Origin of the sequence: Variovorax sp. 160MFSha2.1 (genome assembly GCF_048305075.1) — a bacterium.
In the GTDB taxonomy this organism is placed as follows: domain Bacteria; phylum Pseudomonadota; class Gammaproteobacteria; order Burkholderiales; family Burkholderiaceae_C; genus Variovorax; species Variovorax guangxiensis.
Window position 1 is genome coordinate 402,191 of record NZ_CP157624.1, and the last position, 16,187, is coordinate 418,377.

16 protein-coding genes are annotated in these 16,187 nt (G+C 69.4%); 15 read left to right on the forward strand and 1 reads right to left on the reverse strand.

Going from position 1 to position 16,187, the window contains the following annotated elements:
* Positions 1–144 precede the first annotated feature (144 nt).
* A complete protein-coding gene (locus tag ABL838_RS01750; protein WP_126022420.1) occupies positions 145–1,530 on the reverse strand; it encodes an AmpG family muropeptide MFS transporter in 1,386 nt (461 codons plus the stop codon).
* 59 nt (positions 1,531–1,589) lie between these two features.
* Here ABL838_RS01750 and ABL838_RS01755 point away from each other — a divergent pair, with 59 nt between their 5' ends.
* From ABL838_RS01755 to ABL838_RS01825, 15 genes are all read left to right on the forward strand, one after another.
* A complete protein-coding gene (locus ABL838_RS01755) occupies positions 1,590–2,453 on the forward strand; it encodes a M48 family metallopeptidase (RefSeq protein WP_418123836.1) in 864 nt (287 codons plus the stop codon).
* A gap of 259 nt (positions 2,454–2,712) precedes the next feature.
* Positions 2,713–4,443 carry an allophanate hydrolase gene (gene atzF, locus ABL838_RS01760; RefSeq protein ID WP_418123837.1) on the forward strand — a complete coding sequence of 577 codons (1,731 nt, stop codon included), beginning with the start codon at positions 2,713–2,715 and terminating at the stop codon, positions 4,441–4,443.
* Between the two features lie 14 nt (positions 4,444–4,457).
* Positions 4,458–5,465: an ABC transporter substrate-binding protein gene (locus ABL838_RS01765; protein WP_418123838.1), complete on the forward strand. Its 1,008-nt coding sequence runs from the start codon at positions 4,458–4,460 to the stop codon at positions 5,463–5,465.
* Between the two features lie 5 nt (positions 5,466–5,470).
* A complete protein-coding gene (locus ABL838_RS01770) occupies positions 5,471–6,298 on the forward strand; it encodes an ABC transporter permease (RefSeq protein WP_418123839.1) in 828 nt (275 codons plus the stop codon).
* Entirely contained in the window at positions 6,295–7,128 is an 834-nt protein-coding gene (locus tag ABL838_RS01775) for an ABC transporter ATP-binding protein (RefSeq protein WP_418123841.1), read from the forward strand. Before ABL838_RS01770 ends, ABL838_RS01775 begins: the two co-directional genes overlap by 4 nt.
* Before the next feature lie 22 nt (positions 7,129–7,150).
* On the forward strand, positions 7,151–7,357 hold the full coding sequence (locus tag ABL838_RS01780; RefSeq protein WP_418123843.1) for an AtzG-like protein: 207 nt from the start codon (positions 7,151–7,153) through the stop codon (positions 7,355–7,357).
* Positions 7,354–8,829, forward strand: coding sequence for an AtzE family amidohydrolase (locus ABL838_RS01785; protein WP_418123845.1), 1,476 nt, complete (start codon positions 7,354–7,356; stop codon positions 8,827–8,829). The genes ABL838_RS01780 and ABL838_RS01785 overlap by 4 nt, the downstream gene beginning before the upstream one ends.
* On the forward strand, positions 8,826–9,209 hold the full coding sequence (gene hpxZ / locus ABL838_RS01790; protein ID WP_369659997.1) for an oxalurate catabolism protein HpxZ: 384 nt from the start codon (positions 8,826–8,828) through the stop codon (positions 9,207–9,209). The genes ABL838_RS01785 and hpxZ overlap by 4 nt, the downstream gene beginning before the upstream one ends.
* Positions 9,210–9,270: 61 nt before the next feature.
* Entirely contained in the window at positions 9,271–10,395 is a 1,125-nt protein-coding gene (locus ABL838_RS01795) for a BMP family ABC transporter substrate-binding protein (protein WP_418123847.1), read from the forward strand.
* 19 nt (positions 10,396–10,414) lie between these two features.
* On the forward strand, positions 10,415–11,479 hold the full coding sequence (locus ABL838_RS01800; protein ID WP_184640591.1) for an ABC transporter permease: 1,065 nt from the start codon (positions 10,415–10,417) through the stop codon (positions 11,477–11,479).
* A complete protein-coding gene (locus ABL838_RS01805) occupies positions 11,476–12,399 on the forward strand; it encodes an ABC transporter permease (protein ID WP_418123849.1) in 924 nt (307 codons plus the stop codon). The genes ABL838_RS01800 and ABL838_RS01805 overlap by 4 nt, the downstream gene beginning before the upstream one ends.
* Before the next feature lie 5 nt (positions 12,400–12,404).
* Positions 12,405–13,106 (forward strand): cysteine hydrolase family protein, encoded by a 702-nt coding sequence (locus tag ABL838_RS01810; protein WP_418123851.1) that lies wholly within the window; start codon positions 12,405–12,407, stop codon positions 13,104–13,106.
* A gap of 5 nt (positions 13,107–13,111) precedes the next feature.
* Complete coding sequence (locus tag ABL838_RS01815) at positions 13,112–14,707, forward strand: ABC transporter ATP-binding protein (protein WP_418123853.1); 1,596 nt, start codon at positions 13,112–13,114, stop codon at positions 14,705–14,707.
* 36 nt (positions 14,708–14,743) lie between these two features.
* Positions 14,744–15,415, forward strand: a complete 672-nt coding sequence (locus ABL838_RS01820) for a cysteine hydrolase family protein (protein ID WP_418123855.1) — start codon at positions 14,744–14,746, stop codon at positions 15,413–15,415.
* A complete protein-coding gene (locus ABL838_RS01825; protein WP_418123857.1) occupies positions 15,412–16,185 on the forward strand; it encodes a GntR family transcriptional regulator in 774 nt (257 codons plus the stop codon). The genes ABL838_RS01820 and ABL838_RS01825 overlap by 4 nt, the downstream gene beginning before the upstream one ends.
* The last annotated feature ends 2 nt before the right edge of the window (positions 16,186–16,187 follow it).

Consider the following 16,187-nt stretch of genomic DNA (forward strand, 5'->3'; position numbering starts at 1 on the left):
CTGTCGGTCAGGCGGACGATGGACGCCGGCAGGAAGCGAAGCGCGCGGCGGGAAAAGAAAATTGAAAGAAACGAATGTATACCGGCACAGCCTACCAGTTGCGCGGCCCGCGCACCGTCGGCCGTTTCCTATAAGGCCCAGGCCCTATTGACGGCCCTGTGGGCTTGTGGTCGCCGTCAGCCGCGAGGCCAGCGCCACCAGCAACAGCACCGGCGCGCCCAGCAGGGCGGTGCCGACGAAGAAGCTGCTGTAGCCGTAGGCGTCGACGAAGGCACCCGAGTAGCCGGCCAGGAACTTCGGCAGCAGCAGCATCAGCGAGCTGAAAAGGGCGTACTGCGTGGCCGAGTAGCTGATGTTGGTGAGGCTCGACAGGTAGGCGATGAACGCCGCCGAGGCGATGCCGCCGGCCAGGTTGTCGGCCGAGACCACCGCGATCAGCGCAGTCAGGTCGTGCCCGCGCGTGGCCAGCCAGGCGAAGAGCAGGTTGCTGGCGGCGCTGAGCACGGCGCCGAGCATCAGCACGCGCATCACGCCCAGGCGCATCGACAGCACGCCGCCGACGAAGGCGCCCGCCAGCGTCATGATCACGCCGTAGATCTTGCTGACCGAGGCCACCTGGTCCTTGGTGAAGCCCATGTCCACGTAGAACGGGTTGGCCATGATGCCCATCACCACGTCGCTGATGCGGTAGATGGCGATCAGCGAGAGGATCAGCACCGCCTGCCATTTGTAGCGGCGTATGAAATCGGCGAAGGGCTCGATCAGCACGTTGCGCAGCCATTCGGCGGCGGTCCGGGCCTTGGGCATGGCGCCCGGCACCGGCTCGGGCGAAAGCAGCACCGTGACCACGCCGATGGCCATCGATGCCGCCATGACCAGGTAGGCCGTCTTCCAGGCGCCGTTCTGATAGGCCGCCGCGCCCGTGGCCGCTGCAGCGGGCGCCACTTCGGCCCAGGCCGCGACCCACAGCACGCCGGCGCCGGCCCAGATCATCGCGAGCCGGTAGCCTGTCTGGTAGGCGGCGGCCAGCGCGGCCTGCTTGCGTGCCTCGGCCGATTCGATGCGGAAGGCGTCGAGCGCGATGTCCTGCGTGGCCGAGCCGAAGGCCACCAGCAGCGCGCACCACACCAGCGGTGTGAGCCCGTGGCGCGGATCGTTGACCGCCATGCCCGCCAGCCCGGCGATGACCATGCACTGCGCCAGCAGCAGCCAGCCGCGGCGGCGTCCCAGCAAGGTGGTGAGCGGCGGCAGCGGCAGCCGGTCGACCAGCGGCGCCCAGACCCACTTGAAGCCGTAGGCCAGCCCGACCCAGCTCAAATAGCCGATGGTGGTGCGGTCGATGCCCGCTTCGCGCAAGCGGAAGCTCAGCGTGCCCAGCACCAGCAGCAGCGGCAGCCCGGCCGAGAAGCCCAGCGCCAGCATGCGCAGGGTGGCGGGCTCCAGGTAGACCTTCAGCGCGTCGCGCCAGGGCGGTGAGGTGGGCGTGGGGGTTTCTGCGGGCGAGGCGGACATGTGCCCTGGATTGTCCATGAGCGACGGCCCGGGTTCCCGGGCTTCTTGTCTTCATTTGTTCCTATCATCCCGCTCCTATGTGCACACGATGCGATCGCCCCTTCACCGACTTTCCCGCCCCCTCCGCAGCTTCCGCGTGGCATCCGCGGCGAGCCTTCCTGCTCGCGGCGGCCGGCGCGGTTCTCGCGAAGCCGGCCCTGGCGCAGGTCGACGTGGGCAAGGCCTCGGTGGCCCGGAACATCGTGCCGGTCGAGCAGATCGAGACGGCCGGCGTGCAGCAGTACGGCCAGCTGCTCGAGCAGGCACGCGCCAAGGGGGCGCTCGCGGGCGAGAGCAATCCGCAGCTGCAGCGCCTGCGGGCCATCGCCAGGCGGCTCATTCCGTTCGCGATGCCGTGGAATTCGCGCGCCCGAGACTGGAAGTGGGAGGTCAACCTGATCGGCAGCAAGCAGATCAACGCGTTCTGCATGCCCGGCGGCAAGATCGCCTTCTTCACCGGCATCCTCGACCAGCTCAAGCTCACCGACGACGAGGTCGCGATGGTGATGGGCCACGAGATGGCCCACGCCCTGCGCGAGCATGCACGCGCCCGCCTGGCCAAGAGCGCGGGCACGGGCGCCGCGCTCTCCATCGGTGCGCAGCTGCTCGGCTGGGGGCAGGTAGGCGACCTGGCCGCGCGCGCCGGCACGCAGCTCATCACGCTCAAGTTCAGCCGCAGCGACGAGACAGAGGCCGATCTCGTCGGGCTCGAACTGGCGGCGCGGGCGGGCTATGACCCGAAGGCGTCGGTCTCGCTGTGGCAGAAGATGGCCACGGCGTCCAGGAATCAGGGCGGCCTGAGCTTCCTCTCGACGCACCCGAGCGGTCCGGACCGCATCTCGAAGCTCGAAGCGAACCTGCCGAAGGTCGAGAAGCTCTACCGCGACGCAAGGAAGAGCTGACTTGCATGACTCCCTCTCCCCCGTGGGGAGAGGGCGGGGGTGAGGGCTACGGCCTCTAGATAAGAGTCGCGCTTCATCTTCCGCACCTGCCCTCACCCCAACCCTCTCCCCCAGGGGAGAGGGAGCCAAGCCCGGGGGAGGGAGCCCAAAGCCCGAGGGGAGCGGGCCAATCCCCGCACGATTCCGATCTGCGCCACGGTGCGCTTGCGCTGGCATGCCGCTTGCATCTCAACTTGTACACATGTTTGGATGCCTGAAGATGGTGCACGAAGAAAACCCGAAAAGCGGAACGCCAGAAGCGGCCTGGATCGCCAGGTTCGCCTCGCCTGTGGCACACACGCACGCCGCCGTGGCGCTGGATTTCGCCTTGCCGCTCGCGGGCCTGCGCTTCGCTGTCAAGGACAACATCGACGTGGCCGGCGTGCCCACCACCGCCGCCTGCCCGGCCTTCGAGCGCCTGCCCGAGGTGCACGCGACCGTGGTGCAGCGCCTGCTCGAAGCCGGTGCATTGCTGGCCGGCAAGACCAATCTCGACCAGTTCGCCTGTGGCCTGAACGGCACCCGCTCTCCTTATGGCGAGGTGCCCAACGCTTTCGACGCGCGCTATGTATCGGGCGGCTCCAGTTCGGGCTCGGCCTGTGTGGTGGCCATCGGCGAGGCCGACTTCGCCCTGGGCACCGACACCGCCGGCTCCGGCCGCGTGCCGGCCGGGCTCAACAACATCGTCGGCCTGAAGCCTTCGCGCGGCCTGCTGAGCGCCTTCGGCGTGGTGCCCGCCGCGCAGAGCGCCGACTGCGTCTCCATCTTCGCGCGCACCGTCGCCACCGCGGTCGACGTGCTGCTCGCAGCCGCCGGCCACGACGCGCGCGATCCGTACTCCCGCGAGATCGACTTGCGCCGCGAGCCGCTGCCCGCGCGCTTCCGCTTCGGCGTGCCCGACCGGCTGAGCTTCTTCGGCGACGCCGCCGCCGAGCAGGCCTTCGGCGATGCGGTCGCGCGGCTGCTCGCCATGGGCGGCACGCCCGTCACCATCGCCTACGCGCCGCTCGCGGAAGCGGCCGCCATGCTCTACGAAAGCGCACTCGTCGCCGAGCGCTACGCCGCGGTGCGCGAGTTCTTCGACGCGCATGCCGACGACGTCGTCGAGCCCGTGCGCGGCATCCTCGCGAGCGGACAGGGCTACAGCGCGGCCGACGTGTTCGACGCACAGACCAGGCTGCGCGCCATCGCGCAGAAGGTCGAGCCGATGTGGCGCGACATCGACCTGCTGCTCGTGCCCACCGCGCCCACGCACTACACCCGCGAGCAGATGCGCGCCGATCCGGTCGCGCTCAACCGCAACCTCGGCGCCTACACCAACTTCGTCAACCTGCTCGACTACGCCGCGCTCTCGGTGCCCAGCAGCTTGCGCGCGGACGGCCTGCCTTTCGGCATCACGCTGATCGGCCCCTGCGGCAGCGATCTCGCACTCGCCGAACTGGGCCAGCGCTTCCACCACGCCACCGGCCTTGCGCAGGGCGCGACAGGCGAGCCTCTGCCGCCGCCGCGTGCGATTCCGGGGCTCGCGGCGGCGGGTGCCGGCACCTTGCCGATCGCCGTCGTCGGTGCGCATCTCTCGGGCATGCCGCTCAACAGCCAACTGACCGAGCGCGGCGCGACCCTGGTGAGCTCCACCACCACCTCGCCCGCCTACAGGCTGCACGCGCTGCCGGGCACCGTGCCGCCCAAGCCCGGGCTGCGTCGCGTGGCCGAAGGCGAGGAGGGCGCAGCCATCGCGCTCGAAGTGTGGGCCGTGCCGCTCGCGCAGGTCGGCAGCTTCCTCGCGCTGATCCCGCCACCGCTGGGCCTCGGCAGCGTGGAGCTGGCCGACGGCAGCTGGGTGAAGGGCTTCATCTGCGAAGGCCACGCGCTGGACGGCGCGCAGGACGTGAGCCATCACGGCGGCTGGCGCGCATACGTCGCGAGCCGCGCCACCCCGAGTTCCAACTGATCAGAGGAGTTCCGATGAGCATCCAACAACACCCTCCCGCCGCACGCCGGCGACGCCAGCTGCTGCAGGCCGGCGCCGCGGGCATGGCAGTGCTGGCCGCGCCCGCCATCGTGCGCGCGCAGGGCGCGGCTGCGAAGCTGCGCATCGGCTTCTGGCCGGTGGCTGCCGGCCTGCCGTTCTTCGCGGCGGTCGACAAGGGCTACTTCAAGGAGGCCGGCCTGGACGTGGAGCCGCTGAAGTTCGCCGGCGCGCAGCAGGTGATGGAAGGCATGCTCGCGGGCCGCTGCGACGGCAGCGCCAACGGCACGGGCTCCGCCAATCTCGCGATCGGCGAGATCGCGCAGCCCGGGCTGTTCAAGATCTTCTGCACCAACCCGAGCAACGCGAAGTACGTGCTCGACGAATTCATCGTCGCCAAGGACAGCCCCGTCAAGTCGGTGGCCGAGCTGGCCGGCAAGAAGGTCGCATCGGGCCCCGGCATCCAGAACGTCACGCTGTGCAAGACCATGCTGGAGCGCGCGGGCGCCAAGGGCGCGACCGTGAGCGAGCTGCCCATCGGCCAGCACGTGGCTGCGCTGGTCGCGGGCCAGGTCGACGCCTGCTACACGCTGGAGCCCACCGGCACCGTGGGCCGCATGAACGGCACCACGCGCGTCGTCGAGGCCGGCGTGGTGGCCAGGTACATCCTCGGCGACCCGATGGCGCCGTGGCACGGCGGCGCGGCCAGCCTCACCAGCGACTTCATCAGGAAGAACCCCGAGGTCGCGAAGAAGTACATAGCCGCCTACGCACGCGGCGTGGAGCTGGTGCGCAGCAAGCCCGACGAGGCACGCCAGTTCATGAAGGGCTACACCGCCATCGAAGGCAAGCTCACCGCCGAGGTGCCGCTCGCGTCGTACATGCTCTACAACGAGTTCAAGCCCAGCGACGTCGCGTACTTCCAGAAGTTCTACGACCTGTTCACCGAGAAAGGCATCTTCGAGAAGAAGGTCGCGGTGGACACGCTGCTCTACAAGGCCTGAAGACCATGGCCGAAGCAAGCTCGACCACGGCCGCGCCGTGGACCCCGCCGGCCAGCGCGGCCACCGCCGCGCCGAAGCTGCCGCTGCGCGACCGCCTGCTGCCCTTCATCGGACCGGTGGTGCTGTTCATCGTGTGGGACCTGGCGGTGCGGCTGGGCTTCATCAAGCCGATCCTGCTGCCCACGCCGGCCGACACCGTCGCGGCGCTCATCACAGGCCTGGCCGGCGGCCCGCTGCTCACCGACTTCGCCATGACCGTTTGGCGCACCGTGCAGGCCTTCGTCATCGCGGCGGCCATCGGCGTGCCGCTGGGGGTGCTGCTGGGCAGCAACGAGCGCGCCTACCGCAGCGTGGAGTTCCTGATCGACTTCTTCCGCTCCACGCCGTCGTCCGCGCTCATCCCGCTGTTTCTGCTGATCTTCGGCGTGAGCGACGTCAACAAGGTGGCCATCGCCGCCTTCGGCGCGCTGCTCATCGTGGTGTTCAACAGCGCCTACGGCGTGATGAACGCGCGCAAGCAGCGCGTGATGGCGGCGCGCGTCATGGGCGCATCGCGCTGGCAGATCTTCAAGGACGTGCTGGTGTGGGAAAGCCTGCAGCCCAGTTTCGTGGGCCTGCGTTCGGCGGTGTCGATGGCGCTGGTGATCGTCATCGTGGCCGAGATGTTCATCGGCTCCGACACGGGGCTCGGCCACCGGATCATCGACGCGCAGCAGGTGCTCAACGTGAAGAGCATGTACGCGGCGATTCTTTCGGCGGGTGCGCTGGGCTATGCGCTGAACGTCCTCTTCCTGGTCGCCGAACGCCGCATCGTGCACTGGAGCGGAAGATGAAAGTCACGCAGGACATCGTCGTCAACGGCCCGGTGTACGCCGACGTTCCGAAGCCGGTCTTCAAACCCGGCCCGGCAGGCACGCACATCACCATCCGAGGGCTCACCAAGTACTTCGCGGGCTGGCCGCTGTACGAGAACTTCGACCTCGACATCCCGAAGCACGCGATCGTCTCGGTGTTCGGCCCCAACGGCTGCGGCAAGTCCACGCTGATCAACATGATCGCGGGGCTGATCCCCGTCGACTCGGGCGAGATCCTGTTCGACGGCAAGCAGCGCAAGGACACCAAGATCGGCTACGTGTTCCAGAACTACCGCGAGGCGATGTTCCCGTGGATGCGGACCATCGACAACATCGCCTATCCGCTGAAGCTCGAAGGGCGCAGCAAGGCCGAGGTCGACCGGCGCATGGAAGAGCTGGTGGCCTCCTTCGACGTGAAGTTCGACCTCGCGCGCTACCCGTACGAACTCTCGGGCGGCCAGCAGCAGACGGCGTCGATCATGCGCGCGCTCGCGCCCAACCCGGAGGTGCTGTTTCTCGACGAGCCCTTCTCCGCGCTCGACTTCGAGATGACGCTCTTCATCCGCGAGAAGCTGCAGGAGGTGTTCATGCAGACCGGCACCACGATGCTGCTGGTGTCGCACGACCTCGAGGAGGCGGTGTACCTCGCCGACGAGGTGCTGCTCCTGACCAAGCGGCCCACACGGGTCGCGGAGATCCTGCGCTACGGCGATGCGCGCCCCCGCACGGTGGAGACGCTCAGCACCGGGAGTTTCGTCGCCATGAAGAAGCTCAGCCTCGACATCTTCCAGCGCGAAGTCCGCCGCTAGGCATCGACCCGAGGAACCGTCCATGACACCCACGCAGATCGAGAGCTACGTCGACGCCGCCGCGGCGGCGCTCGCGTTGCCCCTGTCGCCCGCGCACCGCCCCGGCGTGCTGCGTTACTTCGCGCTCGCGGCCGAGTTCGCCGCGCTGTTGGAGTCGGTACCGCTGGCCATGTCGGCCGAGCCGGCGGTGCATTTCGCTCCGGTGGCGCCCGAGGAGAAGGACGCATGAGCGCCGCGGACCTGCTCTTGCGCGACGCGACCGCCATGGCCGAAGCGGTGCGCGCGGGCGCCACGAGCGCCACCGCGCTGGTGCAGGCCAGCCTCGAGCGCGTGGAAGCCACCGACGGCCGGGTCAACGCGTTCACTGCAGTGCTGGGGGAACGTGCGTTGCGCCGCGCGGCGCAGGTCGATGCCTCGCTGGCTTCGGCGAACGGCGCGCGCACCCGCGAACTGCCGCTGCTCGGCGTGCCGTTCGCGGTGAAGAACCTGTTCGACATCGCCGGCCTGCCCACGCTCGCGGGCTCGAAGATCGAGCGCCAGACCGCGCCCGCGCGCGCCGACGCCGCGCTGGTGCGAAGGCTGGAGCGTGCGGGCGCCGTGCTGGTGGGCGCGCTCAACATGGACGAGTACGCCTACGGCTTCACCACCGAGAACAGCCATGAAGGCCCCACGCGCAACCCGCACGACCTCCGGCGCATCGCGGGCGGCTCGTCGGGCGGCTCGGGTGCCGCGGTGGCCGCGGGGCAGGTGCCGCTCGCGCTGGGCTCCGACACCAACGGATCGATCCGCGTGCCCGCGTCGCTGTGCGGCGTGTTCGGCCTCAAGCCCACGTTCGGGCGGCTGCCGCGCACCGGGAGCTTCCCGTTCGTATCCAGCCTGGACCACCTCGGCCCCTTCGCCCGTTCGGCGCGCGACCTGGCGCTGGTCTACGACGCGCTGCAGGGCCCAGAAGACGCTGGCCACCCGCACGACCCCGGCTGCGCGCAGCGGGCCGTCGAACCTGTGTCGGGCGTCCTGGCGCAGGGTGCGCGCGGCCTGCGCATCGGCGTGCTCGGCGGCTACTTCCACCAGCGCGCCGGCGCCCAGGCGCTGGCCGCCGTCGATCTGGTCGCCGATGCGCTGGGCTCGGGCGTCTCGCGGGCCAGTGTGGAACTGCCGCTGGTCGAGGCCGGGCGGGCCGCCGCCTTCCTCATCACCAACGCCGAAGGCGCCGCGCTGCACCTGGATGACCTGCGCCGCCGCGCGCAAGACTTCGAGCCGCTGTCGCGCGACCGCTTCCTGGCCGGAGCGCTGCTGCCGGCCGCCTGGGTGGCGCGCGCGCAGCGCGTGCGCCGTGTGTATGCCGAGGCGGTGGCGCGCCTGTTCGCGCGCTACGACATCCTGCTGGCCCCGGCCACGCCCAGCGCGGCCACGCCCGTCGGCGCGGAAAGCTTCGAGGTCAACGGCCAGGTGCTGCCGGTGCGGCCCAACATGGGCCTGCTGACCCAGCCCTTCTCGTGCATCGGCCTGCCGGTGTGCGCCGTGCCGGTTTGGGGCACGCACGCCAACCAGCCGAACCAGCCCGACCTGCCGGTCGGCGTGCAGGTGATCGCCGCGCCGTGGCGCGAAGACCTCGTGCTGCGCGTGGCCGCGGCACTCGAAGCCGCGGGCGTGGCGCATGCGCCGGTCGCCGCACTCAGTTCGGAGGAAACACCCGCATGAACGCAAGCGACATCAACCTGCCCGACGTGCTGTCCGAAGTGCAGGCCGCCTTCGCCCGCTACGAGGACGCGCTGGTGAACAACAAGGTCGAGGTGCTCGACGAGCTGTTCTGGAACAGCCCGACCACGCTGCGCTATGGCGCCACCGAAAACCTCTACGGCTACGACGAGATCCGGGCCTTTCGCGCATCGCGCCCTTCACAGGGCCTTGCGCGCGAACTGCTCGTGACCGTCATCACCACCTACGGGCGCGACTTCGCCACCGCGAACTGCGAGTTCCGCCGCGAAGGCGCCGAGCGAAGCGGCCGCCAGAGCCAGACCTGGATGCGCACGCCCGAGGGCTGGCGCGTGGTCTCGGCGCACGTCAGCCTGCTCGGCTGAGCGCCCAGGCACTTCTTTTTCCTTCAGTCCTTCAACCTGTTTTCCAGCAACGGAGTACGTCATGACCAGCCAATTCAATCGCCGCGATTCCCTCAAGACCCTGGCCGCGCTCGGCGCGGCGGGCGGCCTCGGAAGCTGGAGCGCGCTTGCCGCCGCCCAGGCCAAGCCCAAGCCGCTCACCGTCGGCGTGATCTACGTCGGCGCGCGCGACGACTACGGCTACAACCAGGCGCACGCCATGGCCGCCGCCGAGATCAAGAAGCTGCCCGGCGTGAAGGTGGTGGAGGAAGAGAACGTGCCCGAGACGGCGGCCGTGCAGAAGACCATGACCGGCATGATCTCGCAGGACGGCGCGGGCCTGCTCTTTCCCACCTCGTTCGGCTACTTCGATCCGCACATCCTCGCGGTCGCGCCCAAGAACCCCGACGTGCGCTTCTCGCACTGCGGCGGCCTCTGGACCGAGGGCAAGCACCCCAAGAACGTCGGCAGCTTCTTCGGCTACATCGACGAGTGCCAGTACCTCAACGGCGTGATCGCCGCGCACATGACGAAGAGCAACAAGATCGCCTTCGTCGCCGCCAAGCCCATTCCGCAGGTGCTGCGCAACATCAACGCCTTCACGCTCGGCGCGCGCTCGGTCAAGCCGAACATCACCTGCAGCGTGATCTTCACGGGCGACTGGTCGATGGCGGTGAAGGAGGCCGAAGCCACCAACAGCCTCGCCGACCAGGGCTGCGACGTGTTCACCATGCACGTGGACGGCCCCAAGGTGGTGGTCGAGACGGCCGCCAAGCGCGGCAAGATGGTCTGCGGCTACCACGCCAGCCAGGCCAAACTCGCGCCCAATGCGTACCTCACCGGCGCCGAGTGGAACTGGCTCACCGCCTACAAGACCGCCATCGAGGCCGCGCAGGCCGGCAAGCCGCACCCCAACTTCCTGCGCGGTGGCCTGAAGGAAGGCTACGTGAAGATGTCGGCCTACGGCCCCATGGTGCCGGACGCCGCGAAGAAGCACGCCGACGAGATCAAGGCGAAGATGATCGCGGGCAGCTTCGACATCTTCAAGGACGGCATCAAGGACAACAAGGGCGCCGTGGTGGTGCCGGCGGGCAAGGTCCTGAAGCAGACCGACCTGGAGCTCGAGAAGATGAACTACCTCGTCGAAGGCGTCGTGGGCTCGGTCTGACCCGCACTGCATGACCGACATGCGCAGCGCGCTCTTCAAGGAACTGGCCCTGCCGGTGTTCGCCATCGCGGCGGCGCTGCTGCTGTTCGGGCTGGTGGTGGCCTTCGCCGGTATCGACGCGGTGGAGGTGTGGGCCACGCTGTTCAAGGGCGCGTTCGGCGACTGGTTCTCGTGGCAGAACACGCTGCAGCGCGCGGCGCCGCTGATGCTCACCGCGCTGTGCGTGGCACTGCCCGCGCGCGCGGGTCTCATCGTGATCGGCGGCGAGGGCGCGCTGGTGCTGGGCGGGTTGGCCTGCGCGGCGCTGGCGCATGCGGTGCCGCTGCCGGGCAACGTCGTCGGCACCGTGGCCGTGTGCATTGCCGGTGCGCTCGCGGGCGCGTTGTGGATCGTGCTCGCGGGCTGGCTGCGCCAGTATCGAGGCATCAACGAGACCATCAGCAGCCTGCTGCTGGCCTACATCGCCATCGGCATCTTCAAGCACCTGGTCGAAGGGCCGCTGCGCGATCCGGCCAGCCTCAACAAGCCCTCGACCTACGCGCTGGGTGACGGGCTGCTGATCGGCGGCATCGGCGGTTCCGACGTGCACTGGGGGCTGGTGGTCGGCATCGTGGCCTGCCTCGGGCTCGGCTGGTGGCTGCGCGCCACGGCCTCGGGTTTCTCGGTGCGGGTGGTGGGCGGCAATCCGCGCACCGCGCAGCTCGTCGGCTTGCCAGCCACGCGGCTCATTCTTTCGGCCTGCGGGCTCGGTGGCGCATGCGCGGGGCTCGCGGGCGCCATCGAGGTGGCGGCGGTGCACACCAACGCGAACGCATCGCTGATCGCGGGCTACGGCTACGCGGGCATCCTGGTGTCGTTCATCGCGCGGCACAACCCGGTGGCCATCGTGCCGGTGGCGATCCTGTTCGGCGGCTTCGGCGCGGCGGGCAGCCTGCTGCAACGGCGGCTGGGCCTGCCCGATGCATCGGTGCTGGTGCTGCAGGGCATCGCCTTCGTGCTGATCCTCGCGAGCGAAGGCCTGCGCACGGTCGACTGGAAGAAGTTCGGCGACCGCATGCTTCCGGAAGCAAGGAGCTACACATGACGGCCGACCAATGGATCGCGCTGGTCGCCGGCATCGTCGGCGGCGCATTGCGCGTGGGCGCGCCCTTTCTTTTCGTGAGCCTGGGCGAGTGCCTGACCGAGAAGTCGGGCCGCATCAACCTCGGCCTCGAAGGCGTGCTGGTGCTGTCGGCCATGGCGGCCTTCGGCGGTGCCTACCTCACCGACTCGGCCTGGCTGGGCGTGCTGATCGGGGCGGCGGCCGGCGCCGCGCTCGCGCTGCTGCACGGGTTGCTGTGCTCGCTCGACCGCGTGAACGACGTGGCGACCGGCATCGCGCTGATGCTGCTGGGCACGGGGCTCGCGTTCTACCTGGGCAAGCCGCTGATCCAGCCGCAGGCGCCGCAGATCCCGGCGATCCCGCTGGGCTTCTGGAGCGACAACCCTGTCGTGCGCTCGGCCCTGCAGCTCAACGCGCTGGTGCCCGTCGGCGTGGCGCTCGCGGTGCTGCTGTGGTGGGGCTTCGCGCGCACGCGCGCCGGGCTGCTGGTGCGCATGGCGGGCGACTCGGCGCAGGCCACGCGCGCGCTCGGCTATTCGGTCTCGGGGCTGCGCATCGCGGCCACCACGGCGGGCGGCTTCATCGCCGGGCTGGGCGGCGCGTCGCTCACGCTCTTCTATCCGGGCAGCTGGAACGAAGGCATCTCCAGCGGCCAGGGCCTGATCGCGGTGGCGCTGGTGATCTTCGCGCGCTGGAGCCCGCTGCGCTGCGTGGGCGCGGCGCTGCTCTTCGGCGGCGCTGGCGCCATCGGCCCGGCGCTGCAGTCCATCGGCATCGGCTGGGGCTACCACCTCTTCAACACCGTGCCTTACGTGCTCACGCTGGTGATCCTGGTGTTCACCTGCAGGCCGGGAAGCGCCGCCGCAGGCAGCCCCGGCGAACTCTCATCGACAAGGAACTGAACGCCATGACGACAACGACAACAAAGACCGTCGCCGCCGAGCCCTACGTCTGGCCCTACAACGCGAACATGCGCCCCGACAACACGGCGCTCGTCGTCATCGACATGCAGACCGACTTCTGCGGCAAGGGCGGCTACGTGGACGTGATGGGCTACGACCTCTCCCTGGTGCAGGCGCCCATCCAGCCGATCGCGCGCACGCTGGCGGCGCTGCGGCCGCTGGGCTATCACATCATCCACACGCGCGAGGGCCACCGGCCCGATCTCGGCGACCTGCCGGCCAACAAGCGCTGGCGCTCGCGGCAGATCGGCGCGAACGGCGTGGGCATCGGCGACGACGGGCCGTGCGGGCGCATCCTGGTGCGCGGCGAGCCGGGCTGGGAAATCATTCCCGAGCTGGCGCCGCTGCCGGGCGAGGTGATCATCGACAAGCCCGGCAAGGGCTCGTTCTACGCGACCGACCTCGAACTGATTTTGCGTACGCGCGGCATCGAGAACATCATCCTCGCGGGCATCACCACCGACGTGTGCGTGCACACCACGATGCGCGACGCCAACGACCGCGGCTTCGAATGCCTGCTGCTGTCTGACTGCACGGCGGCCACCGACTACGGCAACCACCTCGCCGCGCTGAAGATGATCACCATGCAGGGCGGCGTGTTCGGCGCGCACGCCACCTCGCAGGCGCTGCTGGCGGCGCTCGGCTGACCGCCATGGGCGCCGCGTCTTCTTCCTCTCACGCCATCGGCGGCCTGCCGGCGGGCAGCGGCGCGCTCGCGCTCGACACCTACGAGCTCACCAAGCGCTTCGGCGACTTCACCGCGATGGACCGCGTGACGATGCGCGTCGAGCCCGGCACGGTGCATGCGCTGCTCGGCGAGAACGGCGCGGGCAAGAGCACGCTGGTGAAATGCGTGGCGGGTTTCCAGCGCGCGGAGGAGGGCAGCATCCTCATCGACGGGCGCGAGCAGGACATCGCTAACCCCATCGTGGCGCGCGCGCTGGGCATCGGCATGGTCTACCAGCACTTCACGCTTGCGCCGGGCATGACGGTGGCCGAGAACCTGCTGCTGGCCGGTGGAAAGACGCCCGCCATCATCGACTGGAAGCGCAAGCGCGCGGAGCTGGAGGCCTTCCTGGCGACCACGCCGTTCAGCCTCGACCTCGACGCGCGGCCTGCCGAACTTGCGGCGGGCGAGAAGCAGAAGCTCGAACTGCTCAAGCAGCTCTACCTGAAGCCGCGCCTGCTGATCCTCGACGAGCCGACCTCGGTGCTCACGCCGCAGGAGGCCGACGAGGTGCTGGGCCACGTGCGCGAGTTCGCGCGCAGCGGGCTGTGCACGGTGCTGATCATCACGCACAAGTTCCGCGAGGTGATGGCGTACGCCGACAGCGTGACGGTGCTCAGGCGCGGCAAGGCGGTGCACCATTGCCGCGTGGCCGACACCAGCCCGGCGCAACTGGCGCAGGCCATGATGGGGGGCGAACAGGTGGCTGCCTCGCCTGCGGCGCAGGCTTGCGTTGCAAGAACGCCCGTGCCCGCCGGCGCGCCGGTCGCGCTGGAGGTCCAAGGACTGAAGGCGCAGGGCGATCGCGGCACGCTGGCGCTGCACGAGCTGAGCCTGTCGGTGCGTGGGGGGGAGATCCTCGGCGTGGCCGGCGTCTCGGGCAACGGGCAGTGCGAGCTGGTCGAAGCGCTGGTGGGGCAGCGCCCGCGCCTTGCGGGCAAGGTCACGGTGATGGGGCAACCTTACGCGGCACGCCGCGCCGAGAACCACGAGCTCAAGGTGCGCAGCCTGCCGGAGGAGCCGTTGCGCAATGCATGCGTCGGCGACCTGAGCGTCGCGGAGAACATGGCGCTGCGCGACTTCGACCAGCCGCCGCTGTCGCGAGCCGGCGTGCTGAGCTTTCCGTACTGGCGCAGCAGGGCGCGCGAGTGGATCGCCGAATACGGCGTGAAGACCCGGGGCGAGGGCGCGCCGATCCGCAGCCTCTCGGGTGGCAATGTGCAGCGTGCGGTGCTGGCGCGCGAACTGGCGGGCGACATCAATGTGCTGATCGCGGCGAATCCGGTGTTCGGGCTGGACTTTGCCGCGGTCGCGGAGATCCATTCGCGCATCGTGCAGGTGCGGGAGAAGGGCGGGGCTGTGCTGCTCATCAGCGAGGACCTCGACGAGTTGCTCGAGCTGGCGGACCGCATCGTCGTGATGAGCGAGGGGCGGATCGTGTTCGAGACATCGGCTGCTGGAGCGCAGCGGCATGTGATCGGGGCGCATATGGGCGGTGGGCATCACGAAGGTGCGGCCTAGCCGCTGGCCCGATCCGGAACATTCTTGAGAACCAGCATGCACATCGACAAAGCCAACCCCTTTCCCTATGAGTTCCACGTTTCACGCACGGCGCTCGTGCTGATCGACATGCAGCGCGACTTCATCGAGCCCGGTGGTTTCGGCGAAACGCTTGGCAACGACGTGTCCCTGCTCGAAGCCATCGTTCCCGCGACGAAGGCCGTGCTGCACGCATGGCGGCAGGCGGGCGGGCTTGTCGTGCACACGCGCGAGGCCCACAAGGCCGATCTTTCCGATTGCCCGCCGGCCAAGCGCAATCGCGGCAACCCCACGCTGCGCATCGGCGACGAAGGGCCGATGGGCCGCATCCTCGTGGCGGGGGAGCCGGGCAACCAGATCGTCGAGGCGCTCGCACCCGTCGACGGCGAGATCGTGATCGACAAGCCGGGCAAGGGCGCGTTCTACGCCACCGGCCTGCACGAGCTGCTGCAGGCGCGCGGCATCACGCATCTGCTGTTCGGCGGCGTCACCACCGAGGTCTGCGTGCAGACCAGTATGCGCGAAGCCAACGACCGGGGCTACGACTGCCTGCTGCTGGAGGACTGCACCGAGAGCTACTTTCCCGCGTTCAAGGCGGCCACGCTCGACATGGTGCGCGCGCAGGGCGGCATCGTCGGCTGGACGGCGCCGGGCACGGCGTTGCTTTCCGCGCTGAAGAGCCTTCGATGAAGCCGGCGCCTGCGACTAACATTCCAGCCGTGTCCACAGCCCGATCCAGCCCAGAAACTCCCGTTGCCGCTCCCGACGCGGCGGTCTTCCGCACACGGGCCGACGAGGTCTACGCGCAGCTCAAGCGCGACGTGGCCGATTTCATCCTGGTGCCGGGCGACCGCTTCACCGAGAGCGAGATCAGCGACCGGCTCGGCGTGTCGCGCACGCCGGTGCGGCAGGCGCTGTTCAGGCTGCAGCAGGAGGGGTTCGTCGAGGTTCTGTTTCGCAGCGGATGGCGCGTGCTGCCCTTCGACTTCGACCAGTTCGAGCAGCTCTACGACCTGCGCATGGTGCTGGAGACCACCGCCGTGCACCGCCTGTGCGAGACCGACCGCCACATCGACCGCCGCCTGCTGGAGATGCTGGCCGACATCTGGCTGGTGCCCGCGGCGCAGCGCAGCACCGACATGGCGCAGGTCGCGCAGTGGGACGAAGCCTTCCACTGCTCGCTGGTGGCCGCCGCCGGCAATGCCGAGATGGCGCGCGTGCACGGCGACGTGACCGATCGCATCCGCATCATCCGTCGCCTCGACTTCACCAAGCAGCCGCGCATCGACGCCACCTACGACGAGCACGCCAAGATATTGAAGGCGGTGCGCGCGAACCGCGGCGACCAGGCCGCGATGCTGCTGCGCGCGCACATCGAGACCAGCCAGGCAGAGGTGCGCAAGATCACGCTGCACCAGGTGCATCTGGCGCGGCATGCGGGGAAGGTGGCGCCGCGCTGAGC

Excerpts from the sequence above, each read along its gene's own strand:
- atzF (WP_418123837.1), top strand. The coding sequence starts at position 2,713 with ATGGTGCACGAAGAAAACCCGAAAAGCGGAACGCCAGAAGCGGCCTGG.
- ABL838_RS01770 (WP_418123839.1), top strand. The coding sequence starts at position 5,471 with ATGGCCGAAGCAAGCTCGACCACGGCCGCGCCGTGGACCCCGCCGGCC.
- ABL838_RS01815 (WP_418123853.1), top strand. The coding sequence starts at position 13,112 with ATGGGCGCCGCGTCTTCTTCCTCTCACGCCATCGGCGGCCTGCCGGCG.
- ABL838_RS01810 (WP_418123851.1), top strand. The coding sequence starts at position 12,405 with ATGACGACAACGACAACAAAGACCGTCGCCGCCGAGCCCTACGTCTGG.
- ABL838_RS01820 (WP_418123855.1), top strand. The coding sequence starts at position 14,744 with ATGCACATCGACAAAGCCAACCCCTTTCCCTATGAGTTCCACGTTTCA.
- ABL838_RS01765 (WP_418123838.1), top strand. The coding sequence starts at position 4,458 with ATGAGCATCCAACAACACCCTCCCGCCGCACGCCGGCGACGCCAGCTG.
- ABL838_RS01795 (WP_418123847.1), top strand. The coding sequence starts at position 9,271 with ATGACCAGCCAATTCAATCGCCGCGATTCCCTCAAGACCCTGGCCGCG.
- ABL838_RS01755 (WP_418123836.1), top strand. The coding sequence starts at position 1,590 with ATGTGCACACGATGCGATCGCCCCTTCACCGACTTTCCCGCCCCCTCC.
- ABL838_RS01750 (WP_126022420.1), bottom strand. The coding sequence starts at position 1,530 with ATGGACAATCCAGGGCACATGTCCGCCTCGCCCGCAGAAACCCCCACG.
- ABL838_RS01800 (WP_184640591.1), top strand. The coding sequence starts at position 10,415 with ATGCGCAGCGCGCTCTTCAAGGAACTGGCCCTGCCGGTGTTCGCCATC.
- ABL838_RS01805 (WP_418123849.1), top strand. The coding sequence starts at position 11,476 with ATGACGGCCGACCAATGGATCGCGCTGGTCGCCGGCATCGTCGGCGGC.
- ABL838_RS01775 (WP_418123841.1), top strand. The coding sequence starts at position 6,295 with ATGAAAGTCACGCAGGACATCGTCGTCAACGGCCCGGTGTACGCCGAC.
- ABL838_RS01825 (WP_418123857.1), top strand. The coding sequence starts at position 15,412 with ATGAAGCCGGCGCCTGCGACTAACATTCCAGCCGTGTCCACAGCCCGA.
- hpxZ (WP_369659997.1), top strand. The coding sequence starts at position 8,826 with ATGAACGCAAGCGACATCAACCTGCCCGACGTGCTGTCCGAAGTGCAG.
- ABL838_RS01780 (WP_418123843.1), top strand. The coding sequence starts at position 7,151 with ATGACACCCACGCAGATCGAGAGCTACGTCGACGCCGCCGCGGCGGCG.
- ABL838_RS01785 (WP_418123845.1), top strand. The coding sequence starts at position 7,354 with ATGAGCGCCGCGGACCTGCTCTTGCGCGACGCGACCGCCATGGCCGAA.